We start from the raw sequence: 13,331 nt of genomic DNA, 5'->3' as shown, positions 1-13,331 counted from the left end.
GTTTTGGGATCCGGCCCTGTATCCATTACAGGGGCTTAATGTTCAGTTTTAAATCGGCCTGCGGCATGTTCAAGGTCACTTTTGCATGCCAAATGTTGGGGCTGGAGTAACTTATCCGCATCAGCTCGCGATTGTCATTGCTCAGCAATACCCGGCACAGGACGGCGGCGCAATCTTCCAGTTTCACCCTGGCGCCATCCAGATAAGCGTTCAGCTTTTCCTCCGGCCAATAGATGAGTTGCAGCAAGGCCAGCAGATATTCTGCTTTAAACTCATTGCCGAGCAGTACACTCTGCTCGCTGGTCAGTGTATGTCCATCGTAGATCAAGGTAAACAGTGCTTGGCCCAGAGGTGCCAGCCCCACCACAGTCATCTGCTGCGGCTGCAGTTCCAGTTGGCTGATAAGCTCATGGCTCTGCTCCCCTCGTTGCAGCCGCACCTGCTGGCTGAGACTGAGCGTTTGCTCCAAAGTTTGAGTTTGAACCGAGTCACTGCCCTGGGGCTCATCTGGTTGCTTTGCGTCTTTGGCAGCCTTGGTATCAGAGGTTTGTCCCTTGGGCGCGGCCTGGTTCAGCGGCAGCGGCGCCAGACAATAACTGACATCCTTTGCCAGGGCAACGCAGGTTTGGCGATACAATAGCTGGCTGCAGCCACTCAGGCCAACCAGCACAGTGGCAAGCAGCAGCAAGCGGGTAACAGCGGCTGTCATAAGGCTTCCTCGACAGCGTCGCGGCAGAGGTTCACCACCAGATCCAATCTGCGCCGGGATTCACTGACAAAGGGGTTGTTGCTGTCCCAGGCGTAGCCCGCCAGGATAGAGCAGATCATCTGTTTTATTTTCGGGTTGGCGTCTTCAAAGAAGATCACCTCCTGGAATCTGCCGTCATACCAGGCTTCCACATAGGTGCGGAAGGTGTTGACCCCCAGCATCAAGGGCTCGGCATAATCCTGCTGCCAGTCTACCGCTTCCCCCTTGAGCTGGCGTACCAGACAGTTGCAGGCCAGACTGGCCGAGTGCATGGCTATGGTCACCCCGGAGGAGAATACCGGGTCGAGAAACTCACCGGCATTGCCCAGCAGGGCAAACTTGTCGCTGGCCAGGGTGCTGACATTGGCCGAATAGCCCTTCAAGGTGGCGCAGTCGCGGATCACTCTGGCGTCTTTAAGCAGCGCCTCCAGCCCTGGCTCTTCATTGACTATGGTGCGCAGTTGCTGCTCCAGGCTGCCTTCGAGTCTTGCCAGCAGGTGCGGTTCGGCCACCACCCCCAGCGAACAGGTGCCGTTACTGAAGGGGATCAACCAATACCAGATATCCTTGTTGCGCGGATGCACGCTGATAAGGATCTTGTTGCGGTCAAACTCCGGGTCGCTGATATTGTCCTCAATATGGGTAAAGATGGCCGAGCGGGCCGGCAGGCTGGAGGGGCATTCCAGCTGCAGCAATCTTGGCAGTACCCGGCCAAAGCCACTGGCATCCAGCAGATATTTGGCCTGCACTGAATAGACTCGTCCATTTTCGTCTGCCACTGTCAGCCGTGGCTCTGCGCTGAGATCCACCGCGGTGACTGTCTGGCCATAACGTATCTCTACCCCTTGGGTACTGGCGGTATCGGCCAGCAGTTTGTCGAACTGGCCTCGGGGAACCTGAAAGGTGGTGCCGGGGCCCGGGGTAAACTTGTCATTGAAATCAAAGGTGGTGTAGCGGCCGTTGCGCCGAAAGGCGGCGCCGTTTTTAAACTGAAACCCGGCCTCGGCTACGGCTTCTGTCATCCCAGCCTGCTCCAGTACTGTCATGCAGCAGGGCAGCAGGCTCTCTCCGATGGAAAAGCGTGGAAATTGGGCCCGCTCCAGCACCAGGGCATCTACTCCTTGTTGTTTCAGCAGACTGGCCGCGACCGAGCCGGATGGCCCGGCACCGATAATGACCACATCGACTTGTTCCACGGCATTGGCAGTGTTCACTTTGCATTCCTTGTAAGAGTTGAGGTTAGGGGAGCGAGTAACAGGGTAAAACCTATGCCCAGCGCCAGGGTTATACCAAAGGCGGCAATGGCATAGGTGTCACTCAAAGCCAGCAGGCCAAAGGCCAGCAGGGTGGAGGCGGCAGACATCAGCACCGCCAACATCACGCCTCTGGGATGCTGTTTGGCTTCGGCAAAAAACAGGTTGTAGTCCACGCCTATGCCGAACACCAACACCAGTGCCAGGGCATGAAACAGGGTTAAGCCGCTGCCGAGCCAGCCAAGGGCGCCCAGAGTCAGAATCGCCGCCAGAGTCGGCACCAGCGCCACCCAAAGGCCGCGGCGCAAACCAAAGCGCCAGCTGAAAATCACCGCCGCCAACAGCAGTGCCAGCGCCAGCATCATCAGGGTCAATTGACGGTATTTGGCCATCAGCGCCGAGATATCGGCGACCTTGTCGACCAACTGCACGCCCGGGTTGCTGCTTGCCAGCTGCTTGAGGGCGTCGAGATCGCGGATGCCACCGAGCAGCACTATGGCGGCGTGAGCCGATATTCCGTCAGTGGGGGCGAGGTAGAGGTCACTCAGCCCTGAGGATTTAGCCCCTTCACTGGCGAGCCAGTCTGTGGCCGAGAGCGGCTGGAATTCGGCCCATTGCCTCGAGAGCGGCCCGGCCAGCTCGGCATTCAGCCCCAGGGTGTCCAAAACTGTATCTGTTTGGCGATAGATAAGCCCCTGCAGCTGATGATCTTGCTGCTGGCGTTTGATGCTCGGCAAGTAGCGGGCGATATTGACGCTGTTGCCGAGTTTGCCTTTCGCAATCAAACGCTTGAGCCCGGGCGCCAGCTGTTCGAGACGCTGCAGCATCTCCTCGGCGCTGTCACCCCGAACCAGCAGGAACTGATTGTCCGTGCCGCCACTCAGCAGTTGCCTGAGGGCATTTTCCGGCTCGCTGACCGCTGGTGGGCTGCTCTGCAGCGCGCGGATATCATCGTTGGTCTTGAGGTCAATGCCGCCAAACAGCAGCAGTAACCCCAATGGCACTAGGATTAACAGACTGCTGCGCCGACCGAGAATTTGCCAGAGATTCAGCAAGCGGCCAGCCAGCGCCAGGCGGCTGTCTCCGGCAAGCAAGGGGCTGGCGGCTATAGCCGGATACGCCAGCAGCAGTGTCAGCCAGGTGAAAATCAGCCCGCTGGCACAGAACACGGCCACCTGTTGCATGCCGGGGAAAGGCGCCAAGCCTATGCCCAGGTAGGCGCCGATACTGGTGATCAAGGCCAGGGTCACGGCCGGGAATATCAGGCCAATAACCTGCCTGGGAGAAGCCTTGGGATGTTGCAAGCGCTCGCAGTAGAAGTGAAAGCTGTAGTCGATGGCGATTCCGATAAGGCTGGTGCCGAACACCAGGGTCAGCAGATGCAGTTCGCCAAACAGTGTCAGGGTCGTGACTGTCGCCGCCAGAAATCCACTGCCCAGGGTGAGCAGTGCCACCGTCAGCGGCATCAAGGAGCGAAACGCCAGCAGCACCAGCAGGATCACTCCAAGCAGGGAGACTAATCCGATACGGTTGATCTCGCTCTTGGCCGATTCTGTGGCGGCCGCAGCATGAAACAGGGCGCCGGCCTTGAGCACTCGAATATCTTGCGGCAGAGGCGCCAAGGCCTGCTCCAGCGCCTTGAGCTGGGTTGCCTGTTGCTGCGGGTTAAAGGCGCTGCCTATGCCCTCGGCCATCACTATGGCTGCATACTGGCCTTGCGGCGTTGGTGCCAACATTATGCCATCTGCCTGGATGAGACTGCGGCCCTCGGCCAGCGACTTGAGCCAGTCGGGGAACAGCAACAGCGGATCTTCGGCAATCAGGTCGCTGCCGGCGGCGCCAAAGGCGCTATAGAGCTGTTGCTGCGCGTTTTGAATCAGAGTGGTTAATTCACCGCTAGCGAGTTGCTGCCTCTGGCTGTCACTGAGCAGCCCCATGCGATAGGGGAAATAGAAACGCCCCAGGGCGCTGAAGCTGTCGGCCTCGGCGCTGCGCACTCTCTTAAAGGCGTTTTGCTCCTTTTTCAGCGCATTTTGCAGCTGTTTGCCGGCGTTGATCGCCTGAGGCTTATCATTGGCAATCAGGCCGATATACAGCTGATTGCCCAGTTTCTGCTCCATGCGTTTCAGCGCCGCTTCGGCGAGCGGATCTTCCTGCACCTTGGGCAGCATGGCGAGAATGTCGCTCTGAATACGGCCGCCCTGTTGCCACTGCCAGACGCCAAGCAGAATGAGCAGTGTCAGCAGCCCCAGCCACAACAGTAGGCCAACCGGCGCCGAGAGCCTGGGACGAGTGGGTTCAGGGCGAGGCGACATCAGGGGGTCACCTCGGGAAAGAAGCGAGCGCGCTCGCTGTCATTGAGTGGTGATTTGTCCAGTTCAGAGAAGAATATCTGGCTGATATCGCCGTTCTTGGCCAGCAGGGTCAGAGATTCGAGATCCTGATTGCCTTCGAGCACCATTTGCGGCAGCTGAGCCGCCATTGTCTGCTCCTTGGCCTTGAGTCCCAGTTGCCAATGACCCGCTTGGTCATTGAGCAGATAGAGTTCAAACCCCTGGCTCAATGCCTGAATATCACCGGAGAGCAGTGATTGCATCATGCGCGGCAGCATTTCAGCCACGGCCGCCGGGCCGGCATCGGCCTTGGTGACACTGAGTTTGCCCTGGCTGTCCTGCTGGATAAGCTCGCCCTGTTTCAGCAGCAAGAGGTTGTCGAAGGGAGTCTGCTGTTGCCAGAGCATGCCCAGCTCTCGTTGAAACAGAAATTCGCCGCTGCTGCGAAGTGGCTGTTTCAGCACCCTGAGCCAGCGCACCTGCTCAAACTGGCCTCGGCTGCTGTCGCTGAGGGCCATCTTAGTGCTTAACTGTTGCAGAGCCTGCTCTGTGGCCGCCTTGGCAAAGAGTTTGTCGAATGCTTGCGCCTCCGGCCTGACTCTTCCCTTGGCTTCGGTGGCCAACACTGCCACCGGCTCTGTCTGAGTGTTATCAGCCGCCACTTTTCCCAGTGCCATAGTGGCCGGCGCCACTTCTCCCAATGCCATAGTGGCTGGCGCCACTTCTCCTAAAGCCATGTTGCTGCAAGCGGCGCCAAACCAAACCAGTCCCAGCAGCCCAAGCAGTAGGGCGGGCTGCCGAGTGAGCCGAAAGCCGAAAGCTGAGGGTTTCATGACTTGGCCTCGGCGGCCGCGATAAAGGGCGCCAGGCGCTCACGGAACACCGGCGGGGTCACCAAGCACAGTTCCTGGGTCTGCATATCCACTGCGGCCTGTATGGTGTAGCCCTTGGTGAGGCGCTCACCAAGGGCGGCGTCGCAAATTTGGTAGTTGATCTTCAGCCGATTTTCCCACTCAACCAGGGCGGCACTCACCCGGATCTTCTGCTCGAAACGGCTGGGTTTGACGTATTTCAGCTGCAGATCCACTATCGGCCAGGCGTAACCCGACTCCTGCATTCGGCGGTAGCCGTAGTCGAACCTGTCCAGCAGCTTGCAGCGGGCTATCTCAAAATAACGCAGATAGTTGCCGTGCCAGGTAATGCCCATGGAATCGACATCGTGGAAGGGGATCTCCAGCTCTATTTCAGTGCTGAGGATGGCTTTCATCGGCACACCTCCCACTCCCCGGCTTGGATCTTGGCCAGGGTTTGCCGCAACAAGGCTTCCAGCGGCCTGTCTTCAATCAAGAGTTCAAAGTCGGCTTCCAGCTGCGCCAAAGTGGTGGCCACTGACTCGGTCAGCGACTCACGTTCCAGTTCACCGGCGAGCAGGCGCAGGCGGATCCCCTGACTCATGGCCAGCAGTGCGGCAGCGGCCACCTGCTCGGTCAGTTCCAATACCCGCAGGGCGTCACGGGCGGCAATGGTGCCCATGCTGACTTTGTCCTGGTTGTGGCACTCGGTAGAGCGCGAGAACACGCTGGCGGGCATAGTGTGTTTCAGCGCCTCGGCGGTCCAGGCCGAGCAACCTATCTGCACTGCCTTGAAACCGTGGTTGATGGGGCTGCGCTCGCCCTGGCTGGCCGACAGGTTGGCAGGCAGGCCGTTGTTGAATTTGGGATCCATCACCAGAGCCATCTGCCTGTCCAGCAGATCCGCCAAATTGGCCACCGCATTCTTGAGGCTGTCCATGGCAAAGGCGATATGGCCGCCATAGAAGTGGCCGCCGTGGAGAATATGTTCCCCCTCGCCGTCCACTATCGGGTTGTCGTTGGCACTGTTGAGTTCGGTCTCGATAAACTGGCGCATAAAGGGTAGGGCATCGGCCAAGACCCCGATAATGTGCGGCGCGCAGCGAATCGAATATCTGTCCTGCAGTCGGTCAGAGTTGCGTGGGTGCTCGTGGTGGTTGAGGTCTTCACGGATCCAGGCCGCGACCTGGTTCTGCCCCGGGTGCGGCTTGGCGGCAAACAGTATCTCGTCGAAATGGTTGGAGTTGCCCTTGAGTGTCAGCGAGGCCATAGCGGTAATGCGGGCGCACAGGCGGCTCAGGTACTCGGCCCTGTCATAGGCCAGACAAGCCAGCGCCGTCATCACGGCGGTGCCGTTCATCAGTGCCAGGCCCTCTTTGGGCCTGAGCTTGAGGGCGCTGATCCCAAGTTCGGCATAGACCTCGCTGGTGGCGCGGCGCTGTCCTTGATAGAAGACCTCCCGTTCGCCAACCAGTACGGCGGCCAGATATGACAGTGGCGTGAGATCGCCGCTGGCACCCACAGAGCCTTCCTCCGGGATCACCGGCACTATGTTGAGGTTCAGCAGCAGGGCTATGCGCTCCAGCAGCTCATAGCTGACACCGGACTTACCCACGGCCAGTGAGTTGAGGCGGCAGGCCATCACGGCTCTGGCCTGGGGGATCTCCAGCACCTTGCCCATGCCGCAGCCATGAAAGCGCGACAGATGCAGCGGCAACTCGTGTACCAGATCCGGGCCGACATTGACGGTACAGGAATCGCCATAGCCTGTGGTGACCCCATAGACCACGCCTTCTTCATGGAGCAGGCTGTCGATAAAGTGGGCGCCGCGCTGGATATAGTCACGGTACTCTGCACTGGCGTTGAGGGTTACCGGCGCCCCTTTGGCGATGGCAACCACCTGCTCCAGTGTCAGTGATGTTTGGCCGAAGCCGACCGTCTTGGTGGCCTTAACTGTTGCGCTCATGAATTGTCCTTGGGGCGGTCAGCAACTTGGTCCTGCCGCCAAAAATCGAAAAAGTTAAACCACTGCAGTGGTGCCTTGCGGGCAAAATGTTCCAGTCGCTGGGCATAGAGGCCTGCTGCCTGTTGCAGCCGCTGCTGCCGCTCGGATCTCGGGCCTTTGAGGCTCTGCTCGAAGGGCTCTAACCAGACCTTATAGCCCTGCTGCTCCCGCAGGCAGAACATGGTGTAGATGGGGCAGTCCAGCAGACCGGCCAGAATAAAGGGGCCCTGGGGGAAGGGCGCCATCTCGCCGAGGAACGGCACTTTCACCGTGCGACCCGGGCTATGGCTGGAGGTGCGATCGGCGGCAATCACCACCAATTCACCGGCCTCGACCTTGCTTTGCAACAACATGGAGGTGGCCGGGTTGAGTTCGGTGACCTGAAGTAAGTTGAGTTCACTGTCCGGGTTCAGCTGTTTGAGCACCCGGTTGAAGTTTTCGGCATTGCGGGTCATCACCATCACATTGACCTTCACCTTGCGCTGGTGAATGGAGATGGCGCGGCACAGCTCGATATTGCCAAGGTGAGACACCAGCAACACGGCTCCCTGGCCACTTTGTAACTGCTCGGCCAACTGCTGACGGTCGCTGAACTCCACCTGTTGCAAACGAATGCGATCGCACCAGGCATCGATGCGATCCAGTGCGGCATTGCCGAAGGCGAAGAAGTGGCGCAGGCTGTCGCGCCAAGTCACCGGCTGACCGAGACTCGGGTGCTGTGGCTCCAGTGCCTGAACCCGCTTTAAAAACGCTTGTGATGCCTCGCGGGCCTGTCGCCCCGTGATAAAGAAATAACAGATCACCGGGTACATTATTGCCCGCGCCAGCCAGTGGCCGCCGAAACGATAGCTCTCGGCCAGCAGCTTGATACCCCAGTAGCTGCCCCGCTCCTTGATGTTGGACCAATGAGCGCCTTGGGGGTTGTCTTGTGCCGCTTGGGTTGGCCCCAGTTTCTGCCCCTTGAGCTTGCGCCACAGCATGGAGAAAAACAGCCTGCTGTGCAGCTTGCTGATCCGCACATTGTCGGCCAGCCCCTGAAAATGGCTGCTGCCGTCTTCCGGGTAGATCACCTTGGTGGGGATATGCTCTATGGCAACACCGCGCCAGTAGAGACGCACCATGACTTCGATATCAAAGTCCATCCGCTCGCCGAGGGCTTCGCTGCTAAGCAGGGCCTCGGTGGCCGCCAGTGGATAGACTCGAAAGCCGCACATGGAATCGCGGATATCCAGGCTCAGGGTCTCGACCCAGACCCAAAAATGGGTCAGGTAACGGCCGTAGAGCCGACCCTTGGGCACGGAATCATCATATTGCGGCAGGCCGGAGATCAGCGCCTTGGGGTTGAGCTGCGCCCTGGCGATTAGCGCCGGAATATCTTCCAGATTATGTTGGCCGTCGGCGTCCACCTGTAGGCCATGGGAAAAACCCGCGGCCCAGGCGGCGCGCAGGCCTGTCATCACGGCGGCGCCCTTGCCGCGGTTGTAAGGGTGATGCAGCAGGCTGACCCAGTCGCTGTGCTGTTCGGCCAACTGTTGCAACAGATATCGGGTCTCATCGTCGCTGCCGTCGTTGATCAAAAAGCAGGGCAGCCCCAGCGGTTTGAGGGCTTCCAGCGTCGCAGCGATATGGCCCCTGTGGTTGTAATTGGGGATGATCAGCGCCAGCTTCATTGCTTGGCCTCTGTCTTGAAGGCGATACGACCCGAGCCGAACTTCTGTTCGCCGTCGCTGTAGCTGAAGCTCAGTTTACCCTTGGCGGGGTTATTGCTGATGCTGAGGGTGACTTGCATATTCGGCAACAGCAGTTGCTGAAACTTGAGCACCTCGAGTACCGCGACTTCGGCATCATAGCCGAATGCCTGGCTGCCGAGACGCACGGCCCAGTCCAGTTGAGTCACGCCGGGCAATACCGGCTGGCCGGGAAAGTGGCCGGTAAACATAGGCAGCTCGGCCGCAATGCTCAGGCGCCAACTGGCTTCATTGTCCTGATGCCGGTGTTGAACAATGGGCGGAAGAACAGACTTAATCATGATCAAACAGCTCAAGAATATCGTTTTTGAGCAACTTGCCCTGGGCATTGAGCGGCAGCTGCTGTGGATAGCGCCAGCGCCTTGGCAGAGTCACACGTTCAAATTGGCTCAGCAGATGGGCCTTGAGGGCGTTGTTGATGCTGAGTTTGCCCTCGGCTTCGAGCTGTGCCTTGCCGGCGGCGGAAAGCTCTACCGCCGCGCCCAGTTGCACTCTGGGGTTTTCCAGCAGCACCAGATGCGATTGGGTCACCCAGGGATGGGCGTTGAGCAAGGTTTCCATCTGCACCAGAGACAAGCGCTTTTCCTCTATCTTGACGATGCGGTCCAAGCGGCCTTCGAGGCAGAACTGGCCTTCGCCCAGCAGCCGAACCTTGTCTTCACAGCGGTATTGGCCGTCGTCTTCGAGATAGGGGGAGCGCAGCAGCAAAGCGCCGTCGCTGTCATTGCTCAGCTCCATGGGGGTAAAGGCCTGCCAGGGGGTATCGCTGCTCTGTTGGCGCCGATAACCTATGCCGCCGGTTTCCGTGCTGCCGTAGACCTCGATTGGCAGGCTACCGTAGCAGCGCTTGACCCCTTGGGCGGCTTCCAGGCTCAGGGGCCCGCCGGAGCTGAAGATCAGGCTGGGAGTGTGCAGCTGGCGTTCATGCTCCAGCGCATCCGGCAGCCTCGACAGCTGCGCCGGGCTGCTGATCAGGCACAGGTTGGGAAACAGGGCGGTGTAATAACTCAGGGTTTCCGGGTATTCCACCAGATCGCTGAGGAAGGGGCGACTGGCCGCCAGTGGCCAGAGAATCTTAAACAGCAAGCCATAGATATGCTGGTGGCTGACGGTGGCAATCACACTGCACTGTGGCAGGTGAGCGGCGAAGGTCTGCTCCAGCACACTGACTTCGGCATCCAGTTGCTGCAGGCGCTTGCGAACCGCCTTGGGTTGGCCGCTGGAGCCTGAGGTGAACAGCAGCAGTTCGCCGAACTCATCCCCCTCGGCCATCTGCGGCCAGGGCGAGTGGGGCAGTGACAGCTCTTTTTTCAGCTCGAGCCAGATCTTGCCCTCACACAGGGGGCGGTCTGACACTATGGCATCAAACTCCTGGGTCAGTTCGCTCAGAGTCCCCGGCTGAGTGTTGGCCGGCAGTATGATCTGCTTGCCCGACAACAGGGCGGCACAGAGGCCAACGGCGAACAGATCGCTGCTGTCGCAGGCCAGTAACCAACGCTTTTCCGACCGGGCTTGCAGGCGCTGATGCAGATGATAGACCTGGGTGGCGAACAGTGAACCCGTGACTATGTCATGGTGGTTAAAACTGATCAGTTGTTGCCCTGCTGGGCCTTGGGTAAGCCAGGTTTTCAATAACTCTGTCATAACTGTCCCTTTATGATCGCTTCAGACAAAAGTGGCGATAGAGCCATTCTCCGCCACCGAGCAGCCCCATCAGCAGATAGGCTATCAGGCCGTTGTACAGGGTCCAGGTCTCCAGGCTGGTAAACAGCGCCGTATAAGCCGCCATGCCGCCGTTGAAGACAAACAGACCACACCAGAGTTGTGTGACCCTTACCAGGTAGGGCCTGGCTTCCTCGGGCAGATCCGGCTCGGCCAACCTGGCCAGACGTTCCACCATGCTGGGACCCTTAAGCAGCGAAGAGGTAAACAGCACCAGCATGCAGGCATTGACCAGTACAGGGTAGTACAGCAGCCAGTCCTGACGCTTGGCGAGCAGGCTGCCGAGCGCCAGCAGTAACCCCAGAACGACCGGAGCGGCCAGCGCCTTGAGCTTTTGCTTCCCCAGCAGCAACCTGGCACCGAGCAAGGCCGCCAGCAAGAGTGCCAGGCCATTGCCCGGCAGATAGTTCAGCCCCAGATATACCGCCAGGGGATATCCCAGCAGCAACAGGGCCGTGACTGTCTGAGCCAGGGCACGCATCAGTCTTTAACCAGTCCCTCGATGGCGTTAACCACGTCGTTGACCGTCCGTACCGACTTGAATTCATCGGGCTGGATCTTTTTGCCGGTCAGCTGTTGCAGTTTGATCACCAGATCCACCGCATCTATGCTGTCCAGATCCAACTCTTCATAGAGTGAAGCCTCAGGGGTTATCGCCTCGGCGTCCACTTCAAACTCATCGACCAGGATCTTGCTCAGCATTTCCAATATCTGTTCACGGCTTTGCATGAGCACCTCCTACGCGCGCTGGGATTCGATAAACGCGGCAAGGCTGGCCACACTGTAAAAGTGAGCCTTGGTTGCCTCTGAGTTGGCTTCTATCTTGACGTCGAACTGCTTCTTGATCGCCAAGCCCAGCTCAAGTGCATCGATGGAATCCAGTCCCAACCCCTCACCGAACAGCGGTGCTTCGGTATCTATATCGTCGATACTGATATCCTCAAGATCGAGGCAATCTATGATTAGCTGTTTAATTTCGTTATGTAAGCTCATAATTTATATCTAATTGTTGTTTGTAATAGGTTTCCAGATCTCTGGTGAGTTGGCGTGCCATCCGGGCATCGCCACCGCTTTCGGCATCATACCTCAGATGCGCTATGCTTGCCCCGGTTTCCACTTGCATCTGTATGGTGCGTCTCGGGATTTCGTACCAGGGATCCTGTTTGGTGAGTCCGGGATGGACCACCCTGAGTACCACTGGCAGAATATCGGCCCCGGTGCGCAGGGCGATATTGGCCGAACCGCGGGCAAAGGGATTGATCACTGCGCCTTTTACCGTGCGTGTGCCCTCGGGAAAGATGATCAGATTGGTGCCTCTGGCCAACACTTCACGGCAGTCCTGTAGCAGCAGATCGGCGCCGCGATTGGGAATATAGCCGGCGGCGGAGACGACTCCGCGCAAAAAAGGGTTACGCCACAGTCCCTGTTTTACTATGCAGCCGGCATTGGGCATCAGGCTGATTAACACCACCACATCTATGAGGGTGGGGTGATTGGCAATCACCACCATGCCCTTGGCCTGCTGTAATCGCTGCAGATTTACCGTGCTGACCCTGACCACGCCGGCCCAGGTCAGCATATGCACAAAGCCGCGGAACATGTAGTGCACCGCTTTTTGTACTCTTTGAATGCGCACATCGCGCTCGCCGGGCCAGAATCTCAGCACAGGTAAAATGGTCAAGGAGCTCAGCAAGCCGCCAAGGCCGAAGGCGATATAACAGCTGATGCCGGCGAGCCAACGGGGAAAATAGCCGATACCGGTTGCCGGGGCTGTCATAGCGGCTCCCTTGAGGGTTCCAGCTGCCAATGCCAATGGGCCAGTTGCCCCTGGATTGCCGTGCCGTTTGCCAGTGCCTGCAGCAGTGCGCCGAAGCTCAGCGGCTGCCCGGCGCCGGTCTGCTGGCTCAGGGTAACTCTGGCTATGCCGGTAACATCGGCCGGGGCCAGCTGCAGAGACAAGGCCAGTGGCAGTTCCATCTCTTGGGTAAATTCATCATAGACGGGCGGCACAGGGTCATCGCCGAACACCAATAGCAGGGGGCTGGGGTCCTCGGCCAACTGGGCCCAGGCTTCCAACATGGCTTGGGATAGGGTATCTGTGCCCGCCGCCACTGAAGTGGAAGCGCCAGTATTACCCGTGACTATGCCAAACAGACCGCTGGCGGTGTTGTGAACCGATTGGCTGAAACCCATGGGAGAGAGCGGCTGCCTGGCAATAATATCCTGCAGCAGTTCTATGGTGCGATTGAGTTCGCCATGGCGCGAGGCAAATACGCTGCGGCATTGGCTGGGAGCTTCGGCCTGGAAAGCGGCTTCCAGCATCATCTTGCTCAGGCGGCTGAAACGGCGCCGCTGCATGGCGGCAACCTGAGGTAACTTGGGGGCGAGGCGATCGCTGTCATCAAGGGCGCAGTTGCTGCTCTGCCACTGTTGCCAATCTTGCTGCTGTTGATACTCCGGAGACCAGGCTCCCCAGGAGAGAATACTGAACGCTAGTTGCACTGCTTTGCCTCTGACACAGATCTTTGTTGCTATCCCTTACGGGTCGTGAGGGAGTGAATCTGTTGGGTCGGAATGCGACCGCCGTACCGATTGCCTTTCCCCTCTGAAACACCGGTACAAAGGGCTGTATTCTACACTGAAAGTACGGGTTTTAAGAAGGGGTTTAGGT

At 58.7% G+C, this 13,331-nt stretch carries 14 protein-coding genes; all 14 read right to left on the bottom strand.

Going from position 1 to position 13,331, the window contains the following annotated elements; translation table 11 throughout:
* Positions 1-25 precede the first annotated feature (25 nt).
* The 14 genes from ACMHXH_RS10040 to ACMHXH_RS09975 are packed head-to-tail and all read right to left on the bottom strand — an operon-like array spanning position 26 to position 13,162.
* Positions 26-709: a DUF3261 domain-containing protein gene (locus tag ACMHXH_RS10040; RefSeq protein ID WP_335911672.1), complete on the bottom strand. Its 684-nt coding sequence runs from the start codon at positions 707-709 to the stop codon at positions 26-28.
* Positions 706-1,962, bottom strand: coding sequence for an NAD(P)/FAD-dependent oxidoreductase (locus ACMHXH_RS10035; protein ID WP_144361437.1), 1,257 nt, complete (start codon positions 1,960-1,962; stop codon positions 706-708). Before ACMHXH_RS10035 ends, ACMHXH_RS10040 begins: the two co-directional genes overlap by 4 nt.
* A complete protein-coding gene (locus tag ACMHXH_RS10030) occupies positions 1,959-4,316 on the bottom strand; it encodes an MMPL family transporter (protein ID WP_335911673.1) in 2,358 nt (785 codons plus the stop codon). Before ACMHXH_RS10030 ends, ACMHXH_RS10035 begins: the two co-directional genes overlap by 4 nt.
* Positions 4,316-5,167, bottom strand: a complete 852-nt coding sequence (locus ACMHXH_RS10025) for a LolA family protein (protein WP_052248143.1) — start codon at positions 5,165-5,167, stop codon at positions 4,316-4,318. The genes ACMHXH_RS10030 and ACMHXH_RS10025 overlap by 1 nt, the downstream gene beginning before the upstream one ends.
* The gene (locus tag ACMHXH_RS10020; RefSeq protein ID WP_039034678.1) at positions 5,164-5,601 is read right to left on the bottom strand and encodes an acyl-CoA thioesterase; all 438 of its coding nucleotides are present in this window, start codon (positions 5,599-5,601) and stop codon (positions 5,164-5,166) included. Before ACMHXH_RS10020 ends, ACMHXH_RS10025 begins: the two co-directional genes overlap by 4 nt.
* Positions 5,598-7,151, bottom strand: a complete 1,554-nt coding sequence (locus tag ACMHXH_RS10015; protein ID WP_144361434.1) for an HAL/PAL/TAL family ammonia-lyase — start codon at positions 7,149-7,151, stop codon at positions 5,598-5,600. Before ACMHXH_RS10015 ends, ACMHXH_RS10020 begins: the two co-directional genes overlap by 4 nt.
* Positions 7,148-8,860, bottom strand: coding sequence for a glycosyltransferase family 2 protein (locus ACMHXH_RS10010; protein WP_052248142.1), 1,713 nt, complete (start codon positions 8,858-8,860; stop codon positions 7,148-7,150). The genes ACMHXH_RS10015 and ACMHXH_RS10010 overlap by 4 nt, the downstream gene beginning before the upstream one ends.
* Positions 8,857-9,219 carry a thioester dehydrase gene (locus ACMHXH_RS10005; RefSeq protein ID WP_335911674.1) on the bottom strand — a complete coding sequence of 121 codons (363 nt, stop codon included), beginning with the start codon at positions 9,217-9,219 and terminating at the stop codon, positions 8,857-8,859. The genes ACMHXH_RS10010 and ACMHXH_RS10005 overlap by 4 nt, the downstream gene beginning before the upstream one ends.
* Positions 9,212-10,582, bottom strand: coding sequence for an AMP-binding protein (locus tag ACMHXH_RS10000; protein WP_319619134.1), 1,371 nt, complete (start codon positions 10,580-10,582; stop codon positions 9,212-9,214). Before ACMHXH_RS10000 ends, ACMHXH_RS10005 begins: the two co-directional genes overlap by 8 nt.
* A 10-nt stretch (positions 10,583-10,592) precedes the next feature.
* The gene (locus ACMHXH_RS09995) at positions 10,593-11,141 is read right to left on the bottom strand and encodes a hypothetical protein (RefSeq protein WP_335911675.1); all 549 of its coding nucleotides are present in this window, start codon (positions 11,139-11,141) and stop codon (positions 10,593-10,595) included.
* Complete coding sequence (locus ACMHXH_RS09990; RefSeq protein WP_025010131.1) at positions 11,141-11,389, bottom strand: acyl carrier protein; 249 nt, start codon at positions 11,387-11,389, stop codon at positions 11,141-11,143. The genes ACMHXH_RS09995 and ACMHXH_RS09990 overlap by 1 nt, the downstream gene beginning before the upstream one ends.
* Positions 11,390-11,398: 9 nt before the next feature.
* Complete coding sequence (locus tag ACMHXH_RS09985) at positions 11,399-11,653, bottom strand: phosphopantetheine-binding protein (protein WP_025010130.1); 255 nt, start codon at positions 11,651-11,653, stop codon at positions 11,399-11,401.
* Positions 11,640-12,437, bottom strand: coding sequence for a lysophospholipid acyltransferase family protein (locus ACMHXH_RS09980; protein ID WP_264920486.1), 798 nt, complete (start codon positions 12,435-12,437; stop codon positions 11,640-11,642). Before ACMHXH_RS09980 ends, ACMHXH_RS09985 begins: the two co-directional genes overlap by 14 nt.
* The gene (locus ACMHXH_RS09975; RefSeq protein ID WP_101055363.1) at positions 12,434-13,162 is read right to left on the bottom strand and encodes a beta-ketoacyl synthase chain length factor; all 729 of its coding nucleotides are present in this window, start codon (positions 13,160-13,162) and stop codon (positions 12,434-12,436) included. The genes ACMHXH_RS09980 and ACMHXH_RS09975 overlap by 4 nt, the downstream gene beginning before the upstream one ends.
* Between the last annotated feature and the right edge of the window lie 169 nt (positions 13,163-13,331).

The sequence above is a fragment of the Shewanella sp. BJSY2023SW001 genome, from assembly GCF_047314685.1.
Taxonomy (GTDB): domain Bacteria; phylum Pseudomonadota; class Gammaproteobacteria; order Enterobacterales; family Shewanellaceae; genus Shewanella; species Shewanella indica.
This window is presented reverse-complemented; position numbering and strand designations above follow the sequence as displayed.

Excerpts from the sequence above, each read along its gene's own strand:
- ACMHXH_RS10015 (WP_144361434.1), bottom strand. The coding sequence starts at position 7,151 with ATGAGCGCAACAGTTAAGGCCACCAAGACGGTCGGCTTCGGCCAAACA.
- ACMHXH_RS10030 (WP_335911673.1), bottom strand. The coding sequence starts at position 4,316 with ATGTCGCCTCGCCCTGAACCCACTCGTCCCAGGCTCTCGGCGCCGGTT.
- ACMHXH_RS10000 (WP_319619134.1), bottom strand. The coding sequence starts at position 10,582 with ATGACAGAGTTATTGAAAACCTGGCTTACCCAAGGCCCAGCAGGGCAA.
- ACMHXH_RS10005 (WP_335911674.1), bottom strand. The coding sequence starts at position 9,219 with ATGATTAAGTCTGTTCTTCCGCCCATTGTTCAACACCGGCATCAGGAC.
- ACMHXH_RS10010 (WP_052248142.1), bottom strand. The coding sequence starts at position 8,860 with ATGAAGCTGGCGCTGATCATCCCCAATTACAACCACAGGGGCCATATC.
- ACMHXH_RS09985 (WP_025010130.1), bottom strand. The coding sequence starts at position 11,653 with ATGAGCTTACATAACGAAATTAAACAGCTAATCATAGATTGCCTCGAT.
- ACMHXH_RS09990 (WP_025010131.1), bottom strand. The coding sequence starts at position 11,389 with ATGCAAAGCCGTGAACAGATATTGGAAATGCTGAGCAAGATCCTGGTC.
- ACMHXH_RS09995 (WP_335911675.1), bottom strand. The coding sequence starts at position 11,141 with ATGCGTGCCCTGGCTCAGACAGTCACGGCCCTGTTGCTGCTGGGATAT.
- ACMHXH_RS10040 (WP_335911672.1), bottom strand. The coding sequence starts at position 709 with ATGACAGCCGCTGTTACCCGCTTGCTGCTGCTTGCCACTGTGCTGGTT.
- ACMHXH_RS10020 (WP_039034678.1), bottom strand. The coding sequence starts at position 5,601 with ATGAAAGCCATCCTCAGCACTGAAATAGAGCTGGAGATCCCCTTCCAC.
- ACMHXH_RS09980 (WP_264920486.1), bottom strand. The coding sequence starts at position 12,437 with ATGACAGCCCCGGCAACCGGTATCGGCTATTTTCCCCGTTGGCTCGCC.
- ACMHXH_RS10025 (WP_052248143.1), bottom strand. The coding sequence starts at position 5,167 with ATGAAACCCTCAGCTTTCGGCTTTCGGCTCACTCGGCAGCCCGCCCTA.